The following is a 21,752-nucleotide window of genomic DNA, read 5'->3' on the forward strand; positions in this document are numbered from 1 at the left end:
GAGGAAAGGCCGGAGTTATCTCTTCCCCGGGGCGATGCTCCTTGCCGGCGTCCTGGTGCTGGCCGTTGGCGCATTGCCCGTGCCCGCGTTTGTCGACCTGGCGGACCGGACCATCCCCATCCTCGCCTTTGTGCTGGCCATGTCCCTGCTGACGGAGCTGCTGGAGGAGGCGGGAGTGTTCAGGGTGGTAACAGACCGGTTGGCGCGCCTGGGGCGGGGCCGCGTGTTCGTCCTGTGGCTCCTGGTGGTTGCGCTGGCGGCCGTTTCAACGGTTTTCCTTTCCCTGGACACCACGGCCGTGCTGGTGACGCCGGTGGTGGTGCTGCTCGCAGTCCATGCCGGCGTCCAGCCCCTGCCGTTCGCGCTGACCAGCATCTGGCTCGCCAACACAGCGTCCCTCCTGCTGCCGGTGTCCAACCTGACAAACCTGCTGGCCCAGGACGCATTGGGCCTGAGCCCGATTGCCTTCGCGGGGATCGTCTGGGCCCCGGCGCTGGTGGGCGTCGCCGTTCCGCTGGTCCTGCTGTGGCTGGCGTTCCGTAAGGAACTGCGGGGCCGGTACAGGCCGCAGCGCGCGCATCCCGTGCGCGACGGGCCCCTGCTCATCGCCGCCGGGGCGACCCTGCTGGTCCTCCTTCCGGCCCTGGTCTCAGGTGTGCCTGTGCAGTACCCGGCCCTCTCGGCAGCGGCCTTTATGCTGGCGGTCTTCCTGTGGCGCCGTCCTGCTGTCCTGCGGTGGTCGATGGTGCCATGGCGTCCGTTGATGCTCACCGTGGGACTGTTCATGGTGGTGGAGGCCCTCCATGCCCATGGGTTGACCCCGCTGCTGGCCGGGGCGGCCGGGCAGGGTGAAAGCCTGCCCGGCCTCCTGCAGCTGGCTGCGCTGGGGGCCGGGGCGGCCAACACCGTCAATAACCTTCCCGCCTATCTCGCCCTCGAGCCGGTGGCGGATTCTCCGGCCCGGCTGGCCGCTCTGCTGATCGGCGTCAACCTGGGCCCGCTGGTTACTCCCTGGGCATCTCTTGCCACCCTGCTGTGGCACGAGCGGCTGCGGGCACTGAACGTCCCGATCAGGTGGAGCGGCTTTGCACTGGCGGGGCTGGTGGCGGTCGTTTTCACGGTCCCGCTGGCCGTCGTCGCGCTGTGGCTGACGTCCGGGATGCAGTGACGTTTACCTCCGTGGCGCTACTCCGCCGCCTGTGCCTGCTGGTCCGCGGGAAGATTCTCCCAGAGCCCCATCACGTTGTTCTCCGGGTCCTTGAAGTACGCAAAGAAGCCCATGCCGGGAATCTCGTTCTTGGGCATCACCACCGATCCGCCCAGCTGCTCCACCGTCCGAAGTGTGGCGTCAATGTCCGGCACGTCCACGGTGATCACGGGGTTGGTAATCTGGCCGTCCCTGGCCATCATGCCGCCGTTAATGGCGCCAGGCTGCGTTGGCTGTCCGGTGGACTCGTCCATGGGGGTCGTGACCACCATGTTGTAGTCCATGCCCGGAACGGGATCGATCCGCCAGCCGAGGGCCTCCTGGTAGAACTTTTTGGCCCGTTCCTGGTCGTCCGCGGGGATCTCGAAATGCACTACTCCACCCATTGCGCTCACCTCGAATTTCGAAGGGAAGGCGCGGACGCCCCGCGCCACACCTGGGAGTCTAGTCCTTTGCACGCTGCGGATTAAGGGGCCCGGATTGGCGGACGGGCGTGTTGTCGGGCCGCCGTGGGACGATTGCCTTATGACGATTGCAGAGGCTCCCGCGCGGCTCGCCGCCGCCGCGGACGCCTCTCTCCGCTGGTATCCGGGCGGTCCGTATGACCTCGCCCGGACCCTCGGCCCCCTTCTGCGCGGCACCAGCGATCCGTCTTTCAGCGTCCAGGGCGGGGTCATCTGGAGTGCCTTTACGACGCCCGATGGGCCGGCCACGGTGCGCCTCTGCCCCGCCGGCAGCGCCGATCTGGAGTTCGGGGTGGACGTCCAGGCATGGGGGCCCGGCGCAGGTGCGGCGGTCAGCTCGGTGCCCCGGCTCCTGGGCGCGGATGACGACTGGCAGGGCTTTGACGAGCCCACCTTCCACGCCACGCTCCCGCGCATGGTCCGGGAGGCGCGGCGGCGAAGCCTGGCCCTCCGGCTTCCCTCCACCGGGCGGATCATCGACCAGCTGGTCCCGATCATCCTGGAACAGAAAGTCACCGTCATCGAGGCCCGCCGGGCCTACCGATACCTCGTACACCGTTACGGCTCCCCCGCGCCGCAGGCAGGGCTGCTGGCTCCCAATACCCTGATGCTGCCGCCCACCGCGGCGCAATGGCTGCAGGTTCCCAGCTGGGAGTGGCATAAGGCGGGCGTTGGACCACAGCGGTCGGCCACCATTATGCGGGCGCTGCGTGCCGCCGTCGGGCTTGAACGGCTGGCGGCGCTGCCCGCCGCGGAGGCGGCAGTGAAGATGCAAACCATCCCGGGCATCGGCATCTGGACAGCGTCAGAAGTGGTGCAGCGGACCCATGGCTGCCCGGACTCAATCTCGGTGGGCGACTACCACCTGGCCGCCTACGTCGGCGCCGCGCTGACGGGCCGGCGGACGGACGATCCCGGCATGCTCCGGCTGCTGGCCCCCTGGCAGGGGCACCGGCAGCGGGTGGTGCGGATGATCCAGAGCACCGGATTCCGGAAGCCCACGTTCGGCCCGAGGATGACCATCCAGGACCACCGCCGGCACTGATTCAGAGGCCCAGCCTGGCCACGGCTTCCTCGCGCATCTCCACTTTCCGGATCTTCCCGGAGACGGTCATCGGAAAACTGGCCCGCACATCGACGTAGCGGGGAATCTTGAAGTGCGCCAGCTTTCCGCGGCAGAACTCGGCCACGGCGGCGGTGTCAAGGGGTTCGGCACCGGGTTTGAGGATGATGCAGGCCATCAGCTCCTCCCCGTATTTGGCGTCAGGCACCCCGATGACCTGTACGTCCTGGATGGACGGGTGGGTGTAGAGGAACTCTTCGATCTCGCGCGGATAGATGTTCTCGCCGCCCCGGATCACCATGTCCTTGATCCTGCCCTCCACCACCACATAGCCGTCGCCGTCCATCCTTGCCAGGTCCCCGGTGTGCATCCAGCCCTCGGCGTCGATGGCCTCGGCGGTTTTGTCCGGCTGGTTCCAATACCCCTCCATCACGGCATAGCCGCGGGTGCACAGCTCCCCGATTTGCCCGCGCTCCAGGACATCGCCCGAGCCCGGATCCACGATCTTGCTTTCCAGGTGCGGCATGGTCCGCCCCACGGTCTCCGTCCGGTGCTGCAGGGTGTCCCCGTCCCGGGTCATGGTGGACACCGGCGAGGTCTCCGTCATCCCGTAGCAGATGGCCACATCCACCATGTTCATCTCCGCGATCACCCTGTTCATCACCTCGATAGGGCACAGCGATCCGGCCATCACACCGGTGCGGAGCGTGGACAGGTCGTAGGAGGAAAAGTCGGGCAGTGCGAGTTCGGCGATGAACATGGTGGGCACCCCGTACAGCGACGTGCCGCCGAAGTCCTGGACCGCTTCCAGCGCCGCGGCGGGGTTGAAGCCCCTGCCCGGGATGATGGTGGCGGCGCCGTGGCTCAGTGCGTTCAGGTTGCCGATGACCATGCCGAAGCAGTGGTAGAACGGCACCGGAATGACTACCCGGTCGTGCTCTGTGTAGCCCAGCAGCTCCCCGATGGAGTAGCCGTTGTTCAGGATGTTGTGGTGGGTCAGCGTGGCGCCCTTGGGAAAGCCTGTGGTGCCGGAGGTGTACTGCAGGTTGATGGGGTCGTGCGGGCTGAGCTCAGCCATGCGGGCCTGCAGGGCAGAATGTCCGACGTCGTCCGCCCGCTTCAGCAGCTCGGCGTACGTCAGCTCCGCGCTATTGAGCGGGACAGCGGCGTCGGGCCATTCCCCGCCGGACACTTCCCCGCCCGGGACGGGAAGGAACACGAGCTCGCGCAGGTCCGGGCACTCTGCCAGGGTGTGGCGGGCCATGCCCACATAGTCGCTGTTCCGGTCCGAAGGCGCCGTGACCAGCATCCGCATCCCGTTCTGCTTGACTACGAACTCGAGTTCGTGGCTTCGGTACGCGGGATTGACGTTGACCAGGATGGCGCCCACCTTGGCCGTGGCGTACTGGAGCAGCGTCCACTCGGCGCAGTTCGGGCTCCAGATGCCCACCCGCTCCCCCTTGGCGACGCCCAGGGCGAGCAATGCACGCGCGAGCCGGTCGACGTCGTCGTTCATCTTGGAATAGCTCCAGCGCCTCGCATCGGCGCCCGGCACCGGGGCCGCCTCGATCAACGCATCGTGGAGGGGGAACCTGGCGACCACCCGTTCCAAGTTCGCCCCGATGGTCTCCTCGAGCAACGGGACGTCAGTGTCCCCGGCTGTGTAAGCGCGCATGAGGGCACGCTACCAAGTGGCTCCCGGCAAGAGAAGCACCGGAGCAGCGCAACAGTACCGCGGCCGGCGTCAACAAGGGACAGGTCGGCGGGCGGTGGCCGGTATTGTGAAAACCATGAGTTCACCCATTGACCTGCAGGCAACGTTCATCCCCAACGACGGCGAGTTTTACCGTGTAAAGCTGGCCCTGGAAATCGCCATTGACGAGGTGGTGAACGAACCCGGCTGCATCCGTTACGAGCTGACCGAAGCCACCGAGGAAAAGCTGGTCCTGACCGAGCAGTGGGCCTCGGAGGAGGACCTGGAGAAGCACTCCAAGGGCATCGCCGTCCAGGACCTGAACGAATCCCTGAGCGCGCTGCTGGCCGAGCCCGTCAAGCTGGACCGGCTGTAACACGCGCTTAACAGCGAAGCGGCACCCTCCTGTGGAGGGTGCCGCTTTCATCTTAAGGAAGTTTCAGGGCTTCGGAATCACAGGTCGGGGATCTGCGTTCCGTCCTGGGGTCCTGCCGGCTTGCTGGTTGCGGCCGCGGCTGCCTCTTCCCGCTGGCGTGCCACATGGGCGTGGACCTCGTCCATGTCCAGGGCCTTCACGGCGTCAACAACCTGCTCCAGCTGCTGGGAGTTCAGTGCACCGGGCTGCGAGAACACCAGCACTTTTTCGCGGAACGCCATCAGGGTGGGGATGGAGGAGATGCCGGCCTCGGCGGCAAGCTGCTGCTCAGCTTCAGTGTCCACTTTGGTGAAGAGGACGTCCGGGTGCTTCTCGGAGACCGCGGAGTACGTGGGCCCGAACTGCTTGCAGGGGCCGCACCATTCTGCCCAGAAATCCACCAGGACGATGTCATTGCCCTCGATGGTCGATGCGAACTGTTCACCAGTGATGTCAACGGTAGCCATGTTTCCACCGTACGCGTGCGCAGCCTGGATGTCGCGGCCGGGGCCCCTTGTTCGCTCCCCGCGTCATCGGGAATAACCCGCGCCCCCGCATATACAGCCGGACCACCGGCGCCTATTGTGGGGGTCATCAGCGTTGGGTGCGGTCCCCGGGAGGGCTCATGGCAATCGCGGTTTCGGCCCGGTCCCTGACCAAGAGTTTTGGCCGCCGGGAGGCCCTGCACGGGATCGACTTCGCCGTGGAGGCAGGATCGGTCTTCGGTGTGATCGGGCCCAACGGCGCCGGCAAAACCACCACCATGCGCTGCCTCCTGGACATCATCCGCCCCACCGCCGGCGAAGTGCGGGTGCTGGGCCTTGATCCGCGGAAGGGCGGGCCGGAGCTGCGGCGCCGCATCGGCTACCTGCCCGGCGAACTGTTCCTCGAGGGCCGGGTGACCGGGCGCAGGCTGCTGGCCCATTATGAGGCGGTCAGCGGTCCGGTGCCGCCCGGCCGGATCGACGAACTGGCCGAGCGGCTCGGCCTGGAACTGGACCGCCACACCCGCAAGCTGTCCAAGGGCAACAAGCAGAAGCTCGGCCTGCTGCAGGCGTTTATGCACCAGCCCGAACTGCTGGTCCTGGACGAGCCCACCAGTGGCCTGGATCCGCTGGTCCAGCAGGAATTCCATGCCATGGTCCGGGAGGCACGGCACCGCGGGCAGACCATCTTCCTCAACTCCCACGTCCTCAGCGAGGTCCAGCAGACAGCGGACACGGTGGCCATCCTCCGGGACGGGCACATCATCGCCGTGGAATCGGTGAGCGGGCTGCGCGAAGGTGCGGTGCGGCACGTCCGCATCACCGCAGCCGGAATTGCAGCGCACGACGCCGTTGCGCTGCTCAGTGGGGTGCCCGGCGTCGGGCAGGTGGAGGTACTGGAGTCCGGCGCCAGCGTCACGCTGTCCGCCCTGCTGGAAGGTCCCATCCAGCCGCTGGTCCGGATCCTGGGATCCCTGCAGCTGACAGACCTCGTCCTGGAAGAGCCTGACCTGGAGGATGCCGTGCTGAAGATGTACACCGGCCAGCGTGGGGAGGCCCATTGAAAACCACCCTCCCGCTGTTCCGGCGCGCATTCTTTGATACCTGGCGTTCCACACTCGCCTGGGCGGCAGGCCTGGCCGGCGCAACGTTCCTCTACCTGCCCCTCTACCCGTCCATCGGCGGCAGCGCGCAGATGCACGACATGATCAACGCGCTGCCCGCTCAAATGACGAAGGCCCTGAACTACGACCAGATCGCCACCGGCCCCGGCTACACCCAGGCCACACTGTTCGGCCTGATCGGTTTCCTGCTGATGACCATCGCCTCCGTAGCTTGGGGAGCGGCGGCCGTGGGCGGGGACGAGGAGTCCGGCCAGCTGGAGCTGACGCTCGCCCACGGAGTCCGGCGGGTGCAGGTGGTGCTGGAACGGGCGCTCGCGCTGCTGCTGCGGGTGCTGGTCCTGGCCGGCCTGGTCTTTGTCCTCGTGTCTTTGCTGAACGGGCCGTCCCAGTTGGGGATCGAGCCGGGCAACCTGTTCGGCGGCACTGTCGTGTTCGCCGGGCTGGCACTGCTCAGCGGCACCGCCGCCCTGTGCGGAGGGGCCGTCTCCGGCCGCAGGATCTATGGCACCTTTGCCGGCGCGGCGGTGGGGGTGCTCGGATACGTGTTCAACGCCGTCGGACGCCAAAGCAAGGACGCGGAGTGGCTGCTGGACCTCAGTCCGTACCACTGGGCCTACGGGAACGCCCCTGTTGCCAACGGTGCGGACTGGGCTGCGGCGGGGTGGCTGTGGGGGATCTCCGCGGCACTCGTGGTGCTGGCCGCCGTCGCTCTTGAACGGCGTGACGTGGGGGCTTAGGCCCCCACGTCACCGCCCAAGCCGGTCAAGCCCATCCGTGGGGTGCCGGCGTCCGGCTCCCGGGCAGCGCGCTGGACGCCCGCCAGTCATGGACCCATTCGGGAAGGACCAGGTCCGCCGGGGGCTCGCCGAATTCGCGCAGGATCTCGTCCTGGCTGACGGGCCGGCCCTTGTGGACCAGACGGGTGGCGATGTAGGCGCGGGCGTAGATCTCGCCGTCGGCCACCATGCGCTGTTCAAAGTAAATGGCTTTGGCGTCCAGCCCGATGATCCGCGTTTCGATGGTGTACTGCTGCCACAGCTGGAGGGATTTGCGGAAGGAGATGGTTTCAGCGGACACCACCGGGCCCCAGCCCCTCCGCCGCATCCGTTTCCAGACGCCGGAACGGACCATCAGGTCGAACCGGCCAAGGTCCATCAGGGACAGGTACATCCCGTTGTTGACGTGCATGGCGATGTCGATGTCCGTGGGCAGCACGCGCAGCGGCAGCGACGAGCGGTCCCAGACGGCCAGCGGCGGCCGGCGGGATGAGGCGATGAGCAGCAGGAGGGTTCTCAACAGCAGGTGCATGCCACAATGTTACCTGCGGGTAACATCCCTGTGGTGGGCGATCACCACCATCACCACGGTTGGCTACGGGGACGAAAATCGCAGAGCTGAAAGACCCCCAACGCCGGTAGCGGTCCGGCCTTCACTCCGGCCCGCAGCAGCAGGTAGCACCGGCCGCCGGTTTTGAGTATCCGGGACAGGGCTACCAAGTACCGGCCCCAAATATTCGGGTAATCCCTACTGGTGCCCGCGCCCTGCCGCACTTCCTAGACTCGGGATTCCTAGGACCGAACATGTGCCGGCCTGTTCACCGGGTGGCTTCCGGATGGCAGTGCCTTCTCGCGGAGCTTCCGTATTTTCTGGGTATGCGGACCGTTCCATATGCGCCGGCAGCGGCCTGGCCCCAGGCCGCGCCGCTGGTGCATCACACCTCGATCCGTCCTGCCATGTTCCCTGCGCCTTGCAGCTGCCCGGCTGGACCGAACCTCGATGGGCTACCCATGAACCAGCCATACCTCTCTTCCCCTGACGGTCCGAGCCGCAGTTTCGCCACCGATGTCCCCCGCACCGACCTGGCCGGGGGCCGTCCCACCATCAGCCACAAACTGTGGGCCGGAATGGCCACGGCTGCCGTGGTGGCGGCAGTAAGCGTCGGGGCACTGGCGGCGCCGGCCACCCAGCGTTCAACGAATACGACGGCGGCGGCTCCCATTGTGGAGGCTGCCTCCCCGGCGCAGAACACCGGCGGTGATGCGGGCGCCGGTTCCGCGGAAGCTGTCCAGGTACCGGCGGAGGTGCCGGCCGAGGTGCCCGACGCCCCGCCTGCTGCGGAAACGCCGGCGGAGGCAGCATCGCCGCCACCCGCCGTCGAGCCCGTACCCGCGCCCGCCCCGGCACCCGAACAAGCCCCGGCTCCCGCCGCCGACGGAAACCGGTACACCGTGGTTCCCGGCGATACCGTGGGCGCCATCGCCGGCCGGTTCGGCGTGGACGTGAACGCCATGCTCGCCGCCAACGGGCTGGGGCAGTACAGCGTCATCGTCCCGGGGCAGACCCTGGTCCTGACGGGTCCGGCCATTGCCGCGCCCGCCGCTGCGGCGGCACCTGCTCCTGTTTCGGCTCCTGCACCGGCAGCTGCTCCGGCGCCCGCCCCGGTGGCGGCCGCTCCGGCCGTCCGGACCATTTACGTGGCCGGCGCCGGCGGGCAGTCGATGGTTGATGCGTGCATTGGGCCCATCCACTACACCCCCAACGACGGCTACTCGCTGTTCATCACCGAGCACGATTTCTGCGGCGGCTGGGCCCGGTTCTCCGGCATAGGGGTGGGTGAAACGGTGAGCATCCCGGGCTACGGAACCTACACGGTGACGGGGCGGGGGCAGGTGCCCAATCCGGGGACCACCAACGACGTCATCAACGTGTTCGGCGGTTTCCCGCGGGCGATCCTGCAGACCTGCATCCCGGGAACCACCCAGATGCTCCTGATCGCGCTGAACTGAGGCGGTCCCGGGCCTGCAGGCAAAGCCTGGAAGCCCGGGACAAAGCATAAGGTAACGCCACGGAGCGGACCCCGTGGCGTTGGTGATTCGGTTTTCCCGGCTAGGCGTTCATCCGCTTGCGTTCGGAGATGTGCTCCACGAGCTCGCCGACGCGCTGCTCGGAGTAGTTGCGGGCGATGTCCCCCTGGCTGATGATCCCCACCAATTTGTGGTCGGCGATGACCGGAAGCCGGCGGACCTGATGGGTCTCCATCATTTCGATGGCCGCGTCAACGTTCGCATCGGCGTCGATCCAGTAGGGCCGGCCCGAGGCGAGGTCGCGGGCCATCATTTCGCGGGGATCGCGTCCGGCAGCCACACACTTGAGCACGATGTCGCGGTCGGTGATCATTCCCCGCAGTTTGCCGTCATCACCACAGATCGGCAACGATCCGCAGTCCAGGTCCAGCATCATCCGGGCAGCATCGGCGAGGGACTGGCTTTCCTTAATACACTGTGCGTCCGTCGTCATGAATTCACGTACGGCACTCATTGGTCCTCCTTTATCGATTACTGGATCGACGCAGGGCATCGGGCACGTGCGCCGATGCTGCCAGATTACGCCCGTGCCACTGCCATGTCGACGACGGTTTTGCGGCTTTTGCGGTCCGCGTCCGGTCCTGTCTGGAGAGGTGTTGCAGGACGTGACGGGGCGTTTCATCCCGAGACCCTGAAGACACGAAAAAGCCTCCGGAACATGTGTTCCGGAGGCTTTTCCTTGGGTGGCAGATGAGGGATTCGAACCCCCGTAGGCGTTGCCAGCTGATTTACAGTCAGCCCCCTTTGGCCGCTCGGGTAATCTGCCGAACTTCAAAAGAAGTACCCGCTGATGCAGTCTGTGGAAGGTCCGTTTCCGGGCCGTTCCGCTTCCAGTAACCGCGGGCAAGACAACTTTACAGAACTTCCGCCGAAGAATCGAATCGGCGCGCAAAAGCCCGGATTCCCGCGGATTTCGGCTCCTTAAGACCCCTCGAAAGGCCGCTGTCAGGCCTCGCCCAGGATCCTGCCGGCGAGCTTCGCCTCAAACTTCACGGCCTGCTCCTCGGTGATCTGGTTCAGCTGCACCGCGCGTAGCAGGTCCTCGCGGACGCCGTCCATCCGGGAGGACGCGTCGGCCACAGGGCTGAAAACGATGGACGCTGCCACCGCCGCTGCCGCCACCGAGGTAGCTGCTGTTGCCACCGCCCCGGCCGCCGCCGATGTGGTTCGTGTGAGGTAGCGGATGGCTTTGCGGTGCATGGTGTTCCTTTCGTGCAGCTCCAATTCCTCCAACTCTGCCGGGGCCTCCTTCGTTCCCTCGGGGTGTCCGCTGAGAGGGAACTGTGAAAGTCCGGCGCCCCACCAACAGCAGCATCCGTATTAGGCTTGAATGCAGCGATCCCGGCCTTTCCGCGGACAAGGCCCCCACCAGCACAAGGAGAGTCATGGCAGGCGAGTCAACGTTCGACGTCGTAAGCAAAGTGGACAAGCAGGAAGTGGCCAACGCACTGAACCAGGCACAGAAGGAACTGGCCCAGCGCTACGACTTCAAGGGTGTCGGCGCGGAGGTGGACTTCAGCGGCGAAAAGATCCTGATGAAGGCCAACTCCGAGGAACGCGTCCTGGCGGTCCTGGACGTCCTCCAGTCCAAGCTGATCCGCCGCGGCATCTCCCTGAAGTCGCTCGACACCGGGGAGCCCTACGCCTCCGGCAAGGAGTTCCGCCTCGAAGCCTCCATCAAGGAGGGCATCGCCCAGGACCTGGCCAAGAAGATCAATAAGCTGATCCGCGACGAAGCCCCCAAGTCGGTAAAGTCCCAGATCCAGGGCGACGAACTGCGGGTGACGTCCAAGTCACGCGACGACCTCCAGGCAACCATGGCGCTGCTGAAGGACTTCGACGAGGCCGACCTGCAGTTTGTGAACTTCCGCAGCTAGCAGCCGGCGCCGTCGGTTTTCGACGCGCAAATGCTCTGCCGCTGCGCAAAAACGCCGACGCTGTCCTTATTCGGGTAGCGCCGGCGTTTTTGCGTAGCGAGGGCGGTTTTTGCGTGTCGAGGGTGAGGAATCAGCGCGGCCTGCCGGCCATGCGTTCCAGCCGGGAGATCCTGTCCCGCATGGGCGGGTGCGTGGCGAACAGCTTTTTGATGGCGCCGCCGCGGAACGGGTTGGCGATCATCAGGTGCGAGGCGTTCACCAGCCGCTGGTCCTGCGGCAGCGGCGCGATGGCGACGCCCTGTTCGATCTTGTGCAGGGCCGAGGCGAGCGCCAGCGGATCGCCGGTCAGCCTGGAACCGTCCTCGTCGGCGTCGTACTCCCTGGTGCGGGAGATGGCCATCTGGATCAGTGACGCCGCAAAGGGTGCGAGCAGTGCCATGGCGATCATCGCCAGGGGGTTGGAGTTGCGCCGGTCGCCGCCGCCAAAGAACAACAGCGTCTGGCCTACCGAGGTGATGACGCCGGCGACGGCGGCTGCAACCGATGAGGTGAGGATGTCGCGGTTGTAGACATGCATGAGTTCATGTCCCAGGACACCGCGGAGTTCGCGGGCATCCAGGAGCTGCAGGATTCCTTCGGTGCAGCAGACTGCCGCGTTCCGCGGGTTCCGGCCCGTAGCGAAGGCATTGGGGTTCATGGTGGGCGAGACGTAGATCCGTGGCATCGGCTGGTTGGCACGCACGGACAGCTCCCTCACGATCTGGTACAGCTGGGGCGCCTGCGCCTCGGTGACCGGGTAGGCCTGCATGGACCGGATGGCGATCTTGTCGCTGTTCCAGTACCCGTACGCGGTGGTGCCCACCCCCACCAGCGCCATGATCCAGATGGGCGCCGAGCTGCGGGTGCCGGCGCCGATGAGCGCTCCGAGGCCCAGCAGCACCGCCCACAGCACACCGAAAAGCGCAGCAGTCTTCAGGCCGTTGTGATGTTTGTGCACATTTCCTCCTCGCTCATCTATGGGAACGGCTTACTAAGGGGCCGGGTTCCGCGCATCGTACCTTTGGAATCCCGGCTGCAGCTTCGCCGCCACCCATGCTCCCGCGATGCAGAGCACCCCGCCGAGCAGCAGGACCGAACCCTCGGTCAGGATTTTGGTCGCGCCGCCGGCCAGGAGATCGCCGATCCTGGGGCCGCCCGCCACCACCACAATGAACACGCCCTGGAGGCGTCCGCGGAGGTGGTCCGGGGTGGCGGCCTGCAGGATGGTGTTCCGGAAAACGCTGCTGATCGAATCGGCGATTCCGGCCAGGGCGCAGCAGACCGCCGCGGGCAGCAACCAGACCGTGACCGCCCCGTCCGGGGCACGACCGGCCAGGAGCACCACCATCCCGAAGGCCGCCATCGAGGCGCCCCATCCCATGACGGAGAAGACCACGGCACTCCCCTGCCACCGGACAGCGCCCAGCGGCCCGGAAAACAGCCCCGCCAGGAAGGCGCCAATGGCGGTGGAAGCCAGCAGCACACCCACTGTTGCTTCGCCGCCGCCGATCATCACAGCGCCTACGGCCGGCATCAGGGCCCGGGGCTGGGCGAGGATCATGGCAATCAGGTCAATCACGAAGGTCATCCGGAGGTTGGGCCTGGTGCCCAGGAAGCGGAATCCCTCGATGACGGAGCGGATGCCGGCCCTGCTCCGGCTTCCCGAGGGCGGCAGGGCCGGCAGCCGGTAGACCGCCCACAGCACCAAAGCGAAGCTGATGAAGTCGATGGTGTACGTCCAGCCGAACCCTATCCAGGCCACCAGTACGCCGGCCAACAACGGCCCCGCGGTCATGGCCAGGCCGAAGGACATCATGCTGAGGGCGTTCGCTGCGGGCAGGAGTTCCTTGCGGATCAGCATGGGGAGGATGGCGCTGCGGGCGGGCTGGTTGATGGCTTGCGCGCCGCTTTGCACCGCCACCAGGACGTACAGGATCCAGACGTTGCCCAGCTGCAGCCAGGACTGCAGGGCGATCAGCCCGGTGGTCAGCCACAGCACGGTGGAGGCCAGCAGGGCAACGCGGCGCCGGTCGTGGGAATCGGCGATGGAGCCACCCAGGAGCCCGCCGATGACCAGGGGCACCAGCGCGAAGATCGCCAAAAGCCCCACGTAGAAGCTGTCCTGGGTCAGCCGGTAAATCTCCAGGCCTACTGCCACCAAGGTGAGTTGGCTTCCGACGGCGGATACGGCCGATCCGAGCCAGAGCCGCCGGAAGTCCGGACTTTCCCTAAGCGGCGTGATATCAGCAAGCAGTTTCCCCACCCTGCAACCCTAGTGTTGCCGGGGCGTCCCAGGGTTCACCGCAGGTTAGCCAAGCCTTATTGTGAGAAAGTCAAAATAAGTGTTTGAATGGACCCATGACGGAGCACTTTGACGGCCAGGAAGCATGGGCTGCGGCCCTGCGCGCCCACGGCCGCAGGGTAACCAAACAGCGGCTGGCGGTACTCGCCGCCGTCGAACGCCATCCCCACTCCCCTGCAGAAAGCATCCTGGCCGCGGCCCGCGCCGAGCTCCCGGAGCTGACGGCCCAGTCCGTGTACGTGGTGTTGGGAGACCTGACGGACCTGCACATGCTGCGCCGCTTCGAGCCGCCGCACTCCCCCGCACTGTATGAAACCCGCGTGGGCGACAACCACCACCACGCCATCTGCATCAGCTGCGGCCGTGTCGAGGACGTGGACTGCGCCGTCGGCCACGCCCCCTGCCTCACGCCGCACTGGGACGAGCAGGCCAAGCCGATGACCATCCAGATCGCCGACGTGATGTACCAGGGCATCTGCCAGGACTGCCAGCAGTCCCAACAACTTCCTTCCAATCGTCCCTCAGAAGAAATAGAGAAATAGGAGAACAATGACTGCCATTTCAACAACCCAGTCAGGTGCCCCCGTTACGTCCGATGCGCACTCGAAGTCAGTTGGTGCCGACGGTGCCATCATCCTGACTGACCACTATCTGGTGGAAAAGCTGGCCCAGTTCAACCGCGAGCGGGTGCCGGAGCGCGTTGTGCACGCCAAGGGTGGCGGCGCATTCGGTACGTTCAAGACCACCGAGGACGTGTCCAAGTACACGAAGGCAGCCTTCCTCCAGCCGGGCGTCGACACCGAGATGCTGATCCGCTTCTCCTCCGTCGCCGGCGAGAACGGTTCCCCGGACACCTGGCGCGATCCCCGCGGTTTCGCCGTGAAGTTCTACACCTCCGAGGGCAACTACGACCTCGTGGGCAACAACACCCCCGTCTTCTTCATCCGCGACGGCATCAAGTTCCCGGACTTCATCCACTCCCAGAAGCGCCTCCCGGGCACCCACCTGCGTGACGCCGACATGCAGTGGGACTTCTGGACCCTGTCCCCCGAGTCCGCCCACCAGGTCACCTGGCTGATGGGTGACCGCGGCCTGCCCGCCTCCTGGCGTGAAATGCAGGGCTACGGCTCACACACCTACCAGTGGATCAACGCCGAGGGCGAGCGGTTCTGGGTCAAGTACCACTTCAAGTCCAACCAGGGCGTGAACTCCATCAGCAGCGAGCAGGCTGAGCAGCTGGCGGGTTCGGACGCGGACTTCTACATCCGCGACCTGTCCGAGAACATCGCAGCGGGCAACTTCCCGTCCTGGGACCTGCACGTCCAGGTCATGCCCTACGAGGACGCCAAGACCTACCGCTTCAACCCGTTCGACCTGACCAAGGTCTGGCCGCACGCTGACTACCCCCTGATCAAGGTGGGCACCATGGAGCTGAACCGGAACCCGGAGAACTACTTCGCGCAGATCGAGCAGGCCACCTTCGCGCCGTCGAACTTCGTGCCGGGCATCGCCGCTTCCCCGGACAAGATGCTGCAGGCCCGCATCTTCTCCTACGCGGACGCACACCGCTACCGCGTGGGCACCAACCACGCCCAGATCCCGGTGAACCAGCCCAAGAACCAGGTCAACAACTACAGCCAGGACGGCGCCGGACGCATCCTGTTCAACGCTCCCTCGGTTCCGGTCTACGCACCGAACACCTTCGGCGGCCCCGCAGCTGTCGAGCCGCAGAACCCGGCCGGCGGCTGGGAGAACGACGGCGAATTGACCCTCTCCGCGCACTCCCTGCACGCCGAGGACAACGACTTTGTCCAGGCCGGCGCGCTGTACCGTGAGGTCTACGACGAGGCCGCCAAGGCCCGTTTCCTGGAGACCATCACCGGTGCAGTGGGCGGCGTCAAGAGCCCCGGCATCAAGGAACGCGCCATCCAGTACTGGACCAATGTTGACGCCGAGCTCGGTGCCAAGCTGCGCGCCAACCTCGGCGCAGCCGCGCTCTCCGACGCAGAGGCTGCCAACAAGATCGGCTGACCCAGCCCTTCCTGAGCTCCTGAAAACCACCCCGTCACGGTCTCTCGTGGCGGGGTGGTTTTTTTGCTTTTCCACATAGCCGGTGCCGGCCATGGCCGCCGCTGCCCGGTGTCCCTAGGATCGACGCATGACAACTTTCCAGGGGATCCCCGCCGCCGCCTTTGGGTTCTATGAGGAACTGCAGGACAACAACAACCGTGAGTGGTGGCTGGAAAACAAGGACCGCTACCACACGCTGGTCCGGGATCCGTTCACGGCGCTGCTGGCGGAGCTGGAGCCACGGTTTGGGTCCGGCAAGATCTTCCGGCCCAACAGGGATATCCGGTTCTCGCAGGACAAGTCACCCTACAAAACAGCCCAGGGGGCTTTTGCGTCGGTCCAGGAAGGGGTGGGCTTCTACCTCCAGGTCAGCGCGGACGGCCTGCTGGTGGGCGGTGGCTACCACTCCCACACGCCGGCCCAGCTGGCCAGGTACCGCAACTCAGTGGATGCCTCGGGCACCGGCGAAGCACTCCGGCACATTGTCGAAGCCGTCGGCGCTGCCGGTTTTGCGGTGGAGGGTGAGAAGCTCAAAACAGTTCCACGCGGATACCCGCAGGACCATCCCCGGGCCGAACTCCTGAAGCACAAGTCCCTCTCCGCTGCGACGGACCTCGGGCAGCCGGGCTGGCTGGCCACGCCGGGCGCGGCCCAGGAGATTGCCGCGCTGTGGGAGGAACTGCGGCCGCTGGTGGACTGGGTGGGCCGGCACGCCGCGCCGTAGCCTCTGGCACCAGCCTCAGTGGTCTCGTCAGGCGGCAGCTTAAGCGTCCTCGTCAGCGGCAGTTCCCCGTTGCAGGAGCGGATCCGGGCCACCCGGCAGACACAGAACCGCCCGCCGATTCCAGATCGGCGGGCGGTTCTGTGCGGATTCTGCGGATACGTGACCTCAGGCGCGGGTCAGCTCATCCTCACCGTCGCCGGCCTTACTGGCCTCAACACGGGTGCCGGCTGCAGCGGGAGCGCCGTTGACGGCGGTGTTGGCCGTGGCGAACCGCTCGTTCAGGCGGGAGTGGCGCTGGCCGTAGGCGAAGTAGATCGCCAGCCCGATCGCCAGCCAGATGGCAAAGAAGATCCAGGTCTCCACGGCCAGGTTGGTCATCAGGTAGAGACACAGCACCGCGGACACCACCGGCAGGACCTTGCCGAACGGTACGCGGAAGGCAGGCTTGAGGTCCGGGCGCTTCCTGCGCAGCACCAGGATGCCGAGGCTCACCACCACAAACGCGGACAGCGTGCCGATGTTGATCATTTCCTCGAGCAGGTCCACGTTGGTCAGCCCGGCCACCAAAGCTACGGCGGCGCCGCAGATGATCTGGAGGCGGACCGGCGTGGAGCGCTTGTCGCTGGTCTTGGACAGCGACCGGGGCAGGAGGCCGTCGCGGCTCATGGCCAGGACCACGCGGGACAGGCCCATAAGAAGGACCATGATCACGGTGGTCAGGCCCACCAGCGAACCGAAGGCGATGACCTTGGCGGCGGAGGTGTCGCCCACTGCCTCGAAGGCGGTGGTGAGCGTTGGGCTCTCCGCTTCGGCCAACTGGGTGTAGGAAACCATGCCGGTCAGGGCAAGGGACACCAGGATGTACAGCAGCGTCACCAGCGCAAGGCCGCCGAAGATGCCTCGCGGGAGGGTCTTTTGCGGGTTCTTGACTTCCTCGGCGGAGGTGGCCACCACGTCGAAGCCGATGAAGGCAAAGAACACCAGCGCGGCACCGGCGAAGATGCCGAGGGTGCCGTACTGTGCCGGAGCGGCTCCGGTAAGGAAGCCAAAGAACGACTGCTTCAGGACGTCCGCGGCACCAGTGCCGCCGGTCGGCTCAGCGGCGGGGATAAAGGGGCTGTAGTTCTCAAACTTCACGTAGGTGAAGCCGACGACGATCACAAAGAGGACCACGCCGATCTTGATGAGGGTGAAAATGTTGCCCACGCGCGCGGACAGCTTGGTGCCCAGCACCAGCAGCAGGGTGAAGACCGCCACGATGAGGAAGGCACCCCAGTAGAGGTCCACCCCGCCGAGCGGGATGGCCGCCGGAATGTCGGCACCCATCAGGGCGAACACTTTACTGAGGTAGATGCCCCAGTATTTGGCGATGACGGCCGCCGCGGTGAAGAGCTCCAGGATCAGGTTCCAGCCAATGATCCAGGCAAGGAGTTCACCCATGGTGGCGTACGTGAACACGTACGCGGAGCCGGCGACGGGGATCGCGGTGGCAAATTCGGCGTAGCACATGATGGCGAGGGCGCACGTGATGGCGGCGATGGCAAAGGACAACGTCACGGCGGGGCCGGAGAAGTTCGCTGCAGCCTTGGCACCGACGGAGAAGATGCCGGCACCCACTGCCACCGCAACGCCCATGATCATCAGGTCCCATGTGCTGAGGGACCGTTTGAGCTTGCGTCCGGGTTCATCGGCGTCAGCGATGGACTGCTCGATTGATTTGGTCCGGAGAAGGTTCATAGGGGGTTCACAATCCTGGTTTCTGATGGAAACAGACCTATCAACGATAGTGTCCATCCACTGGACGGTCCCAATTGTTCCGGATGGTGAGACGGGAAAAGCCCGGTCCTTTCTTCGGACCGGGCTTTCCCGCGCAGAATTTTTGCTCCTAAACCGGCCAGTCCATCAGCGTGGACCGGATCAGGAACCGTTTGCCTTCGGGGGCCTCCACCGAGAACCCGCTCCCCCTGCCGGGGACGACGTCGATAGTCAGGTGGGTGTGGCTCCAGTAGTTGAACTGCTCCCGCGACATCCAAAACTCCAGCGGCTGCGGTTCCAGGCCGTCGGACACATCGAACAGGCCGAGCAGTACATCCGAGTCACCGGTGAGGAAGTCCCCTGCCGGGTAGCACATGGGCGAGGACCCGTCGCAGCACCCGCCGGACTGGTGGAACATCAGCGGACCGTGCCGGAGCCACAACTTGCGCAACAGCTCCAGCGCAGCCGGCGTGAGCGCCACCCGGGAGAAATCCTCCCCGGGCAGCGTCACCGCGGCGTCAATCGCCTTTCCGGGAACCATGGCCTAGAAGAAGCCGAGCTTGTTTTCGTTGTAGCTGACCAGCAGGTTCTTGGTCTGCTGGTAGTGGTCCAGCATCATCGCGTGGTTTTCGCGTCCGATGCCCGAGGACTTGTAGCCGCCGAAGGCAGCGCCCGCCGGGTAGGCGTGGTAGTTGTTGACCCAGACGCGTCCGGCCTGGATTTCACGGCCGGCGCGGTAGGCCACGTTGCCGTTGCGGGACCAGACGCCGGCGCCCAGCCCGTAGAGGGTGTCGTTGGCGATGCCCATGGCGTCGTTGTAGTCGCTGAACTTCGTCACCGCGACCACCGGGCCAAAGATCTCCTCCTGGAAAATCCGCATCTTGTTGTGGCCCTCGAACACAGTGGGCTGGACGTAGTAGCCGCCGGCCAGGTCACCGGGCAGTTCGGCGCGGCCACCGCCCGTGAGGACCTTGGCGCCCTCCTGCTTTCCGATGTCGATGTAGGACAGGATCTTCTCCAGCTGGTCGTTCGATGCCTGGGCGCCCACCTGCGTGGCGGTGTCCAGGGGATTGCCCTGGACCATCTTTTCCACCCGGGCCACGGCGTCGGCCATAAAGGACTCGTAGATGTCCTCCTGCACCAGTGCACGGGACGGGCAGGTGCAGACTTCGCCCTGGTTAAAGGCGAACAGCGCGAAGCCTTCCTGCGCCTTGTCGTAGAACGCGTCGTTGTCCTGGGCCACATCGTTGAAGAAGATGTTCGGGCTCTTGCCGCCCAGTTCCAGGGTGACCGGAATCAGGTTCTGGCTGGCGTACTGGCTGATCAGCCGTCCGGTAGTGGTTTCGCCGGTGAAGGCGATCTTGCGGATGCGCGGGCTGGACGCCAGGGGCTTGCCGGCCTCCACGCCGAAGCCGTTGACCACGTTAAGGACACCGGCGGGCAGCAGGTCGCCGATGAGTTCGATCAGGACCAGGATGGATGCCGGGGTCTGTTCCGCCGGCTTGAGCACCACGGCGTTGCCGGCGGCGAGGGCCGGGGCAAGCTTCCACACGGCCATCAGGATGGGGAAGTTCCAGGGGATGATCTGGCCTACGACGCCGAGCGGTTCGTGGAAGTGGTAGGCGGTAGTGTCGTCGTCGAGCTGGGAGAGCCGGCCCTCCTGGGCACGGACGGCGGACGCAAAATACCGGAAGTGGTCCGCGGCGAGCGGCAGGTCGGCGTTGAGGGTTTCGCGGACGGGCTTGCCGTTGTCCCAGGTCTCGGCCACCGCGAGCATTTCCAGGTTTTCGTCGATGCGGTCGGCGATCTTGTTCAGGATGGCGGCGCGTTCGGCCACCGAGGTCTTGCCCCAGGACGGCGCAGCCTTGTGTGCGGCGTCCAGCGCCAGGTCGATGTCCTCGGCCGTGCCGCGGGCCACCTCGCAGAAGGCCTTGCCCGTGACGGGAGTGATGTTTTCGAAGTACTGCCCCTTTACAGGGGCCACCCATTCCCCGCCGATCCAATTCTCGTAGCGGTCCTTGAACGTGACCTTCGAGCCCTCGGTTCCGGGCTGTGCGTAAACAGTCATTGCTAGCTCCTTTGCTGTGCAGCCGGCCTGCCCGTTCGGGCATCTGCCGTTGGACCCAGCGTAGGAGCGGGCAGGTTGCAGCCAGGTTGCAAGGCAGGTCCCCACCTGCTCCCTAACCTCGCAAGCCCCGCCAGGGCACCCTGCAGGCGTGGGCCAAGCCCGCACGCAGGTCAGGCGCGGAGTTCGGCTTCCAGCTTCTCGAGTTCCGCTACGACGGCGGCGCGCCTGGGTGAGCGCGGCGGGAGAAGGCGGAGGGCGGCTCTGCGGATGCCGACGTCGTCCCTTGCTTCAGGCAGTTCCGCATACCTGAGCAGCGACTCGGCGCTGCCGTCTGTCATCACCGCTTCGCGGAGGAGCGAGGAGACTTTGTCCCGAAGGTCGATGATGCCCGGCGCCTCGGAGCGCGGGAGCACGGCGCCGCGGTAGATTTCCAGGGCAATCCGGTGGGCGCCGCGCTGCAGGCAGCTGAGTACCTGGGCGCTGTCCGGGACCAGGTCCAACGGCAGCCGGTAAGGCCGTGAACCGGGGACGGCGTCCGGATTGATCTGCTGGAGCACCTTGCGCAGGCGCACCATCTCTGCCCGCAGGGTGATGGTGGAACCCTCGCCCGGGTAGAGCAGGACGCTGAGCTCCTCGGCGCTGAGTCCCTCCGGGTGCGTGCTCAGCAGGGCGAGGATCTCGCTGTGCCGCGCGGACAGGGCAACGGTCCTGCCTTCAAGGCTGAGCAGGGCCTGGTCCCGGCCCAGCAGCTGCAGGCTGTTGCGGTAGAGGCTGCCTTCCTTGGGTGCTGCCCCGGGTGAGCGGGAAGCGTTACTGGACTGCCGGCGTTGCGCGGGCCTGCCCGCCAGTTCCGCCGCCAACTGGAGGCGCTCAACCCGCAGCTGCGCCTGGGCGGCGGCCACGGTCGCCTCCACCAGCGAGAGCGTGTGCGGAGCCACGGCCGTGTCCGTTCCGGTGATGTCCACCACCCCGAGCACGGCGCCCGAATCCGGGTCGTGGAACGGGACGGCGGTGCAGCTCCAGGGGTGGACAGTGCGCTGGTAGTGCTCGGCGCCGGCAATCTGGATGCCACGGCCCAGGGCCAGCGCGGTACCCGGCGCGCTGGTCCCCACGCTGGCCTCGGACCAGTCGGCGCCGGGAACGAACATCATGCCCTCAGCGCGGCGCTGCATTGCGGGGTCACCTTCCACCCAGAGCAGCCTGCCCACTTCGTCGCCCACGGCCACAAGCAGCCCGCTGTCGTGGCTGGGCTGGACCAGGAGCTTGTTGATCACCGGCATGATGGCGGCAAGGGGGTGCTGCCGGCGGTAGTCCTCCAGCTCGTCCCGGTCGATGGCCAGCGGCGCAGCAGGGTTGTCCGGGTCCGCCTTGAAACCCGCGGAGCGCTGCCAGGACTCCCTGATCAGGGTGCGCAGGCCGGGAAGTTCCACCGTTTCCGTGGGTACAGCGCTGCTCCTGAACGCGCCGTCCAGGTCTTCATGCCCGGCGAGGGCGGCACGCTGGCGCGGTTCAACGCTGGCTGTGGCGCCGGGATGGATCAGGTTCCTCATCGAACTCCTGCTGCTGCCTGCAGGCACGGCGTCAGTGAGCCGGCCAAGGGGT

23 protein-coding genes and 1 tRNA gene are annotated in these 21,752 nt (G+C 66.2%); 11 read left to right on the forward strand and 13 right to left on the reverse strand.

Annotated features, from left to right (window positions below; genetic code table 11):
• The first annotated feature begins 34 nt into the window (after positions 1 to 34).
• Positions 35 to 1,168 (forward strand): ArsB/NhaD family transporter, encoded by a 1,134-nt coding sequence (locus BACI348_RS15275; RefSeq protein ID WP_159830182.1) that lies wholly within the window; start codon positions 35 to 37, stop codon positions 1,166 to 1,168.
• 17 nt (positions 1,169 to 1,185) lie between these two features.
• On the opposite strand, the gene BACI348_RS15280 is transcribed toward BACI348_RS15275, so the two are convergent.
• Positions 1,186 to 1,593 (reverse strand): VOC family protein, encoded by a 408-nt coding sequence (locus BACI348_RS15280; protein WP_159830183.1) that lies wholly within the window; start codon positions 1,591 to 1,593, stop codon positions 1,186 to 1,188.
• 139 nt (positions 1,594 to 1,732) lie between these two features.
• Here BACI348_RS15280 and BACI348_RS15285 point away from each other — a divergent pair, with 139 nt between their 5' ends.
• Positions 1,733 to 2,716: a DNA-3-methyladenine glycosylase family protein gene (locus BACI348_RS15285; RefSeq protein ID WP_159827206.1), complete on the forward strand. Its 984-nt coding sequence runs from the start codon at positions 1,733 to 1,735 to the stop codon at positions 2,714 to 2,716.
• A 1-nt stretch (position 2,717) separates the two neighbouring features.
• On the opposite strand, the gene BACI348_RS15290 is transcribed toward BACI348_RS15285, so the two are convergent.
• Positions 2,718 to 4,409, reverse strand: coding sequence for an AMP-binding protein (locus tag BACI348_RS15290; protein WP_159827208.1), 1,692 nt, complete (start codon positions 4,407 to 4,409; stop codon positions 2,718 to 2,720).
• 115 nt (positions 4,410 to 4,524) lie between these two features.
• Between BACI348_RS15290 and BACI348_RS15295 the strand changes: the two genes are divergently transcribed.
• Positions 4,525 to 4,803, forward strand: coding sequence for a putative quinol monooxygenase (locus BACI348_RS15295; RefSeq protein ID WP_159827210.1), 279 nt, complete (start codon positions 4,525 to 4,527; stop codon positions 4,801 to 4,803).
• Positions 4,804 to 4,880: 77 nt separating this feature from the next.
• On the opposite strand, the gene BACI348_RS15300 is transcribed toward BACI348_RS15295, so the two are convergent.
• Positions 4,881 to 5,309 (reverse strand): thioredoxin family protein, encoded by a 429-nt coding sequence (locus BACI348_RS15300; protein ID WP_159827212.1) that lies wholly within the window; start codon positions 5,307 to 5,309, stop codon positions 4,881 to 4,883.
• 158 nt (positions 5,310 to 5,467) lie between these two features.
• On the opposite strand from BACI348_RS15300, the gene BACI348_RS15305 reads away from it, so the two are divergent.
• Together BACI348_RS15305 and BACI348_RS15310 are read left to right on the forward strand one after the other, a co-directional pair.
• A complete protein-coding gene (locus tag BACI348_RS15305; RefSeq protein ID WP_159827214.1) occupies positions 5,468 to 6,391 on the forward strand; it encodes an ABC transporter ATP-binding protein in 924 nt (307 codons plus the stop codon).
• Positions 6,388 to 7,188, forward strand: coding sequence for an ABC transporter permease subunit (locus tag BACI348_RS15310; RefSeq protein ID WP_159827216.1), 801 nt, complete (start codon positions 6,388 to 6,390; stop codon positions 7,186 to 7,188). Before BACI348_RS15305 ends, BACI348_RS15310 begins: the two co-directional genes overlap by 4 nt.
• A gap of 25 nt (positions 7,189 to 7,213) precedes the next feature.
• On the opposite strand, the gene BACI348_RS15315 is transcribed toward BACI348_RS15310, so the two are convergent.
• Positions 7,214 to 7,759, reverse strand: a complete 546-nt coding sequence (locus tag BACI348_RS15315) for an acyl-CoA thioesterase (RefSeq protein ID WP_159827218.1) — start codon at positions 7,757 to 7,759, stop codon at positions 7,214 to 7,216.
• On the opposite strand from BACI348_RS15315, the gene BACI348_RS21125 reads away from it, so the two are divergent.
• Both BACI348_RS21125 and BACI348_RS15325 read left to right on the forward strand, forming a co-directional pair.
• Positions 7,758 to 7,925: an ion channel gene (locus BACI348_RS21125; RefSeq protein WP_159827220.1), complete on the forward strand. Its 168-nt coding sequence runs from the start codon at positions 7,758 to 7,760 to the stop codon at positions 7,923 to 7,925. The two genes, BACI348_RS15315 and BACI348_RS21125, sit on opposite strands and share 2 nt — an antisense overlap.
• A 313-nt stretch (positions 7,926 to 8,238) precedes the next feature.
• On the forward strand, positions 8,239 to 9,237 hold the full coding sequence (locus tag BACI348_RS15325; RefSeq protein ID WP_159827222.1) for a LysM peptidoglycan-binding domain-containing protein: 999 nt from the start codon (positions 8,239 to 8,241) through the stop codon (positions 9,235 to 9,237).
• 100 nt (positions 9,238 to 9,337) lie between these two features.
• Here BACI348_RS15325 and BACI348_RS15330 read toward each other — a convergent pair whose 3' ends face one another.
• The 3 genes from BACI348_RS15330 to BACI348_RS15340 form a co-directional block, all read right to left on the reverse strand.
• Positions 9,338 to 9,769 carry a CBS domain-containing protein gene (locus BACI348_RS15330; RefSeq protein WP_159827225.1) on the reverse strand — a complete coding sequence of 144 codons (432 nt, stop codon included), beginning with the start codon at positions 9,767 to 9,769 and terminating at the stop codon, positions 9,338 to 9,340.
• Between the two features lie 230 nt (positions 9,770 to 9,999).
• Positions 10,000 to 10,081, reverse strand: a tRNA-Tyr gene (locus BACI348_RS15335).
• Between the two features lie 179 nt (positions 10,082 to 10,260).
• Positions 10,261 to 10,515 (reverse strand): hypothetical protein, encoded by a 255-nt coding sequence (locus tag BACI348_RS15340; RefSeq protein ID WP_159827228.1) that lies wholly within the window; start codon positions 10,513 to 10,515, stop codon positions 10,261 to 10,263.
• A gap of 185 nt (positions 10,516 to 10,700) precedes the next feature.
• Between BACI348_RS15340 and BACI348_RS15345 the strand changes: the two genes are divergently transcribed.
• The gene (locus tag BACI348_RS15345) at positions 10,701 to 11,192 is read left to right on the forward strand and encodes a YajQ family cyclic di-GMP-binding protein (RefSeq protein WP_050054209.1); all 492 of its coding nucleotides are present in this window, start codon (positions 10,701 to 10,703) and stop codon (positions 11,190 to 11,192) included.
• A 130-nt stretch (positions 11,193 to 11,322) separates the two neighbouring features.
• Here the strand turns inward: BACI348_RS15345 and htpX are convergent, their stop codons facing one another.
• Both htpX and BACI348_RS15355 read right to left on the reverse strand, forming a co-directional pair.
• Positions 11,323 to 12,189, reverse strand: a complete 867-nt coding sequence (htpX, locus tag BACI348_RS15350) for a zinc metalloprotease HtpX (RefSeq protein ID WP_159827231.1) — start codon at positions 12,187 to 12,189, stop codon at positions 11,323 to 11,325.
• A gap of 33 nt (positions 12,190 to 12,222) precedes the next feature.
• Entirely contained in the window at positions 12,223 to 13,494 is a 1,272-nt protein-coding gene (locus BACI348_RS15355) for an MFS transporter (RefSeq protein WP_159827234.1), read from the reverse strand.
• A 95-nt stretch (positions 13,495 to 13,589) separates the two neighbouring features.
• Here BACI348_RS15355 and BACI348_RS15360 point away from each other — a divergent pair, with 95 nt between their 5' ends.
• From BACI348_RS15360 to BACI348_RS15370, 3 genes are all read left to right on the forward strand, one after another.
• Entirely contained in the window at positions 13,590 to 14,075 is a 486-nt protein-coding gene (locus BACI348_RS15360) for a Fur family transcriptional regulator (RefSeq protein ID WP_159827237.1), read from the forward strand.
• A gap of 7 nt (positions 14,076 to 14,082) precedes the next feature.
• On the forward strand, positions 14,083 to 15,564 hold the full coding sequence (locus BACI348_RS15365) for a catalase (protein WP_159827240.1): 1,482 nt from the start codon (positions 14,083 to 14,085) through the stop codon (positions 15,562 to 15,564).
• Positions 15,565 to 15,691: 127 nt separating this feature from the next.
• Positions 15,692 to 16,327, forward strand: a complete 636-nt coding sequence (locus BACI348_RS15370) for a DUF2461 domain-containing protein (protein ID WP_159827243.1) — start codon at positions 15,692 to 15,694, stop codon at positions 16,325 to 16,327.
• Between the two features lie 165 nt (positions 16,328 to 16,492).
• Here BACI348_RS15370 and BACI348_RS15375 read toward each other — a convergent pair whose 3' ends face one another.
• The 4 genes from BACI348_RS15375 to BACI348_RS15390 all read right to left on the reverse strand — a co-directional run bounded on the left by BACI348_RS15375 (position 16,493) and on the right by BACI348_RS15390 (position 21,700).
• Positions 16,493 to 18,064: an amino acid permease gene (locus BACI348_RS15375; protein WP_159827246.1), complete on the reverse strand. Its 1,572-nt coding sequence runs from the start codon at positions 18,062 to 18,064 to the stop codon at positions 16,493 to 16,495.
• A gap of 148 nt (positions 18,065 to 18,212) precedes the next feature.
• A complete protein-coding gene (locus BACI348_RS15380; protein ID WP_159827249.1) occupies positions 18,213 to 18,623 on the reverse strand; it encodes a DUF779 domain-containing protein in 411 nt (136 codons plus the stop codon).
• Positions 18,624 to 18,626: 3 nt separating this feature from the next.
• Positions 18,627 to 20,150, reverse strand: a complete 1,524-nt coding sequence (exaC, locus tag BACI348_RS15385; RefSeq protein WP_159827252.1) for an acetaldehyde dehydrogenase ExaC — start codon at positions 20,148 to 20,150, stop codon at positions 18,627 to 18,629.
• Between the two features lie 170 nt (positions 20,151 to 20,320).
• A complete protein-coding gene (locus BACI348_RS15390; protein ID WP_159827255.1) occupies positions 20,321 to 21,700 on the reverse strand; it encodes a GAF domain-containing protein in 1,380 nt (459 codons plus the stop codon).
• Positions 21,701 to 21,752 lie beyond the last annotated feature (52 nt).

This window comes from Arthrobacter sp. 9AX (genome assembly GCF_902506095.1).
Taxonomy (GTDB): domain Bacteria; phylum Actinomycetota; class Actinomycetes; order Actinomycetales; family Micrococcaceae; genus Arthrobacter.

Coding starts and splice junctions, on each gene's coding strand:
- BACI348_RS15275 (WP_159830182.1), top strand. CDS start 35: ATGCTCCTTGCCGGCGTCCTGGTGCTGGCCGTTGGCGCATTGCCCGTG.
- BACI348_RS15280 (WP_159830183.1), bottom strand. CDS start 1,593: ATGGGTGGAGTAGTGCATTTCGAGATCCCCGCGGACGACCAGGAACGG.
- BACI348_RS15285 (WP_159827206.1), top strand. CDS start 1,733: ATGACGATTGCAGAGGCTCCCGCGCGGCTCGCCGCCGCCGCGGACGCC.
- BACI348_RS15290 (WP_159827208.1), bottom strand. CDS start 4,409: ATGCGCGCTTACACAGCCGGGGACACTGACGTCCCGTTGCTCGAGGAG.
- BACI348_RS15295 (WP_159827210.1), top strand. CDS start 4,525: ATGAGTTCACCCATTGACCTGCAGGCAACGTTCATCCCCAACGACGGC.
- BACI348_RS15300 (WP_159827212.1), bottom strand. CDS start 5,309: ATGGCTACCGTTGACATCACTGGTGAACAGTTCGCATCGACCATCGAG.
- BACI348_RS15305 (WP_159827214.1), top strand. CDS start 5,468: ATGGCAATCGCGGTTTCGGCCCGGTCCCTGACCAAGAGTTTTGGCCGC.
- BACI348_RS21125 (WP_159827220.1), top strand. CDS start 7,758: ATGCCACAATGTTACCTGCGGGTAACATCCCTGTGGTGGGCGATCACC.
- BACI348_RS15315 (WP_159827218.1), bottom strand. CDS start 7,759: ATGCACCTGCTGTTGAGAACCCTCCTGCTGCTCATCGCCTCATCCCGC.
- BACI348_RS15325 (WP_159827222.1), top strand. CDS start 8,239: ATGAACCAGCCATACCTCTCTTCCCCTGACGGTCCGAGCCGCAGTTTC.
- BACI348_RS15330 (WP_159827225.1), bottom strand. CDS start 9,769: ATGAGTGCCGTACGTGAATTCATGACGACGGACGCACAGTGTATTAAG.
- BACI348_RS15340 (WP_159827228.1), bottom strand. CDS start 10,515: ATGCACCGCAAAGCCATCCGCTACCTCACACGAACCACATCGGCGGCG.
- BACI348_RS15345 (WP_050054209.1), top strand. CDS start 10,701: ATGGCAGGCGAGTCAACGTTCGACGTCGTAAGCAAAGTGGACAAGCAG.
- BACI348_RS15360 (WP_159827237.1), top strand. CDS start 13,590: ATGACGGAGCACTTTGACGGCCAGGAAGCATGGGCTGCGGCCCTGCGC.
- BACI348_RS15365 (WP_159827240.1), top strand. CDS start 14,083: ATGACTGCCATTTCAACAACCCAGTCAGGTGCCCCCGTTACGTCCGAT.
- BACI348_RS15370 (WP_159827243.1), top strand. CDS start 15,692: ATGACAACTTTCCAGGGGATCCCCGCCGCCGCCTTTGGGTTCTATGAG.
- BACI348_RS15375 (WP_159827246.1), bottom strand. CDS start 18,064: ATGAACCTTCTCCGGACCAAATCAATCGAGCAGTCCATCGCTGACGCC.
- BACI348_RS15380 (WP_159827249.1), bottom strand. CDS start 18,623: ATGGTTCCCGGAAAGGCGATTGACGCCGCGGTGACGCTGCCCGGGGAG.
- exaC (WP_159827252.1), bottom strand. CDS start 20,150: ATGACTGTTTACGCACAGCCCGGAACCGAGGGCTCGAAGGTCACGTTC.
- BACI348_RS15390 (WP_159827255.1), bottom strand. CDS start 21,700: ATGAGGAACCTGATCCATCCCGGCGCCACAGCCAGCGTTGAACCGCGC.